Origin of the sequence: Streptosporangium sp. NPDC006013, from assembly GCF_040614275.1 — a bacterium.
In the GTDB taxonomy this organism is placed as follows: Bacteria; Actinomycetota; Actinomycetes; order Streptosporangiales; family Streptosporangiaceae; genus Streptosporangium.
Genome location: NZ_JBEXUE010000730.1, coordinates 1 through 3,494 on the forward strand (window position 1 = coordinate 1; position 3,494 = coordinate 3,494).

A 3,494-nucleotide genomic window follows, 5' to 3' on the forward strand; every position below is an offset into this window, starting at 1 on the left:
CTCCAGCTCCTCGTGGGCGCTGGGATGGGTGACGCGGACCTTGAACAGGAACCGGTCGCGCTGGACCTCGGGGAGGGGGTAGACGCCCTCCGACTCGATCGGGTTCTGGGTGGCCAGCACGATGAACGGCCTGGGCAGCGGATGGGTCTCCCCGGCCAGGGTCACCTGCCGCTCGGCCATGACCTCCAGCAGCGCCGACTGCACCTTGGCCGGGGCCCGGTTGATCTCGTCGGCGAGCAGGAAGTTGACGAACACCGGGCCGAGCTCGACGTCGAAGACCTCGCGGGAGGGGTGGTACACCCGGGTGCCCACGATGTCGCTGGGGACCAGGTCGGGGGTGAACTGGATACGGGCGAAGGCGCCGCCGACCACGGTGGCCAGCGTCGAGGCGGCCAGGGTCTTGGCCACGCCCGGCACGCCCTCCAGCAGGCAGTGGCCACGGGCGAGGAGCGCCACGAGCAACCGCTCCACCATGTGCTCCTGCCCGACGATGACCCGCCGGACCTCGGTCAGGGCGTCGCGCAGCAGTCCGGTGTCGATCTCGCTCGGCAGTTCTTCTGCGACGGTCATGTCGATATTCCATCACGTCCGGGAAGGGAACCGCCGGGTCGACCCGGCGGTGAATCGCCTTCCCCGTCATGGTTCCCGTGTTCGAGACGGCCGGTGCCCATCTCGGCTGAGGGAGGCGGGAAGCCGACCCCTCGGGTGGGGGAGGTCACCCGAGCCCGGTGGTGGCTCGCACGGTGTGCCCGATCTCGTCACCCGTGCGGCATGGGGTGATCACCCGGGTGTGCTTTCATGTCAGACGTGGCCACTCCGCTCCAGTACGGTGACCCGCCCCAGTTGGGACCCTTCGTCGTGCAGGCACGTCTGCGGGTGGGACCCGCCGGGCTGGTCTATCTCGGGCTCGCGCCCGACGGCAGGGCCGTCTCGGTCGCGGTGCTGACCAGGGGAGCCGCGCTCGATCCGGCGGCCCGCGACCGCTTCGTCACCGGTGTCCGTGACGCGGCGGCCAGCCGTTCCGGCGTCCGGGGCTGGATGGCCAGGGCGACACGCGGGCGCACCGCGGTGGCCGACACGGTCCCGCAGGTGCTGGCCATGGACGGCGGGAGCGCCCCGTGGGTGGCCACGCCGTACGAGCCCGACAGGGCGGGAGCGGAGCGGTTCCTCGAACCGGTGCTGGTCAGCGGAACGCTGATCGGCGAGCAGCACGGCCCCGACTTCGCGCCGCACTGGGTGGGCGACCGCTCGCCCGCGCTGCCCGCGCCGCCCAAGAGCGCGCCGCCGCCGACCGAGACCCGCCGAGCCGTGATCGTCGCGGGGGTCGTGCTGACCCTGCTGCTCGTGCTGCTGGCCGTGACGGTCTGGCTCCTGCTGCGCAAGGAGGACGATTTCCGGCCGCCGCCGAGGCCGCTGCCGCCCACGGTGTTCGTACCGACCCCGCCACCGGTCCCGGCGACGCCGGATCCCGGCCGGCCCACCCCCTCGCCGTCGCCGAGCCAGAGCGGGACCGGTACCCCCGGCCCTGAGCGGGGCGACGAGAACGAGGGCGAGCCGATTTAGGGGGTCCGCCCGTGGGGCCGGTGAGTGGTCCGCCTCCCCGGCCTCACGGGCGCGGGTGTGTCGGCCTGCTGGGAAAGGGCGCCCGCCGAGCCGTCGCCGGCTGTTTAAATTGCCACCCCTCTTTGTGAAGATTCTTCTCTTTATCGCTATAAAGCGCTCTGTGTCGGTTAAGGGGGATTGTGTGCCGATATGGAGTGGTGCGTCGAACGCGACCGCGGCAGGGAAGGAATCGTCATCATGACGGATGTGTCGAGCGTGGGACCCCAGCCGGGCGATGACCGCCCGATCCTGACCAATCGGCAGGGGCACCAGGTCTACGACAACCAGAACCAGCGCACGGTCGGCGCGAGGGGTCCGGCCACGCTGGAGAACTACCAGTTCCTGGAGAAGATCAGCCACTTCGATCGCGAGCGCGTCCCCGAGCGGGTGGTCCACGCGCGAGGGGTGACCTCCTACGGTTACTTCGAGGCCTACGGCACGTTCGGTGACGAGCCGATCAGCCGCTACACCCGGGCGAAACTCTTCCAGGAGCCCGGAAAGCGGACCGATGTGGCCGTCCGGTTCTCCACGGTGATCGGTGGCAGGGACTCCTCGGAGGCCGCCCGAGACCCGCGCGGGTTCGCGGTGAAGTTCTACACCGAGGACGGCAACTGGGATCTCGTCGGCAACGACCTGGCGGTCTTCTTCATCAGGGACGCCCTCAAGTTCCCCGACGTGATCCACTCGCTCAAGCCGGACCCGGTGACGTTCAGGCAGGAGCCCGGCCGGATCTTCGACTTCATGTCGCAGACGCCGGAGAGCATGCACATGCTCGTCAACCTGTTCAGCCCGCGCGGCATCCCGGCCGACTACCGGCATATGCAGGGCTTCGGGGTCAACACCTACAAGTGGGAGAACCAGGAGGGCGACAGCCGTCTGGTGAAGTACCACTGGATCCCCAAGCAGGGCGTGCGCAGCATGACCGCCGAGGACGCCGCGGCCGTGCAGGCACTGGAACTCGGGCACGCCACCAAGGATCTGCACGAGGCGATCGACCGGGGCGACTTCCCCGAGTGGGAGCTGCGGGTGCAGATGATGAGCGATGACGACCACCCCGAGCTGGACTTCGACCCGCTGGACGACACCAAGGTGTGGCCGGAGAACGAGTTCCCGCCCATGCCGGTCGGCAAGATGGTGCTGAACCGCAATGTGGCCAACAACTTCGCCGAGAATGAACAGATCTCCTTCGGGACCGGTGTCCTGGTCGACGGCCTCGACTTCTCCGACGACAAGATGCTGGTGGGCCGTACGTTCTCCTACAGCGACACCCAGCGCCACCGGGTGGGCCCCAACTACCTGCAACTGCCGGTCAACCAGGCCAAGCACGCCCAGGTGCGCACCAACCAGCGCGACGGCGAGATGACCTACCACGTCGACGGGCAGGGCGCCAACCCGCACGTCAACTACGAGCCGTCCATCACCGGGGGGCTCCGGGAGGGGCAGTACCCCACCTACGACGAGCAGGGGCCGGTCATCTCCGGGAGGCTGACCCGCAAGCGCATTCCACGTACCAACGACTACACCCAGCCCGGTCAGCGCTACATGCTCATGGAGCAGTGGGAGCGCGACGATCTCGTACTGAACTTCGTCGACATGCTCTCCCAGGCCTCGCGCCCCGTCCAGGAGCGGATGGTCTGGCACTTCCTGATGGTCGAGGACGATCTCGGGCTCAGAGTGGGAGAGGGGCTGGGCATCAGCCCCGGGGACGTCTCCCACCTGAAGCCGTTGATCGGCCAGGACCTGACGGACGAGGACCGCGAGCGGCTGTCCAAGCTGGGCAAGAACGGGCCGCGCGAGGTGACCGGTCTGAAGATGACGCACTGCGTGCCCGACGAGCGGGCACGGGTGGAGCGGTAGGAACCGGCCGCCGGGCCGGGGCGCGCGCACCCCGG

3 protein-coding genes are annotated in these 3,494 nt (G+C 69.1%); 2 read left to right on the top strand and 1 reads right to left on the bottom strand.

What is annotated here, in order from left to right; all coding sequences use genetic code 11:
- The coding region (locus ABZ260_RS48675; RefSeq protein WP_355632106.1) for an AAA family ATPase at positions 1 to 570 on the bottom strand (570 nt) is incomplete at its 3' end.
- Between the two features lie 228 nt (positions 571 to 798).
- On the opposite strand from ABZ260_RS48675, the gene ABZ260_RS48680 reads away from it, so the two are divergent.
- Both ABZ260_RS48680 and ABZ260_RS48685 read left to right on the top strand, forming a co-directional pair.
- Positions 799 to 1,563 carry a hypothetical protein gene (locus ABZ260_RS48680; protein ID WP_355564949.1) on the top strand — a complete coding sequence of 255 codons (765 nt, stop codon included), beginning with the start codon at positions 799 to 801 and terminating at the stop codon, positions 1,561 to 1,563.
- Between the two features lie 237 nt (positions 1,564 to 1,800).
- Positions 1,801 to 3,459 (top strand): catalase, encoded by a 1,659-nt coding sequence (locus ABZ260_RS48685; protein WP_355632109.1) that lies wholly within the window; start codon positions 1,801 to 1,803, stop codon positions 3,457 to 3,459.
- Positions 3,460 to 3,494 lie beyond the last annotated feature (35 nt).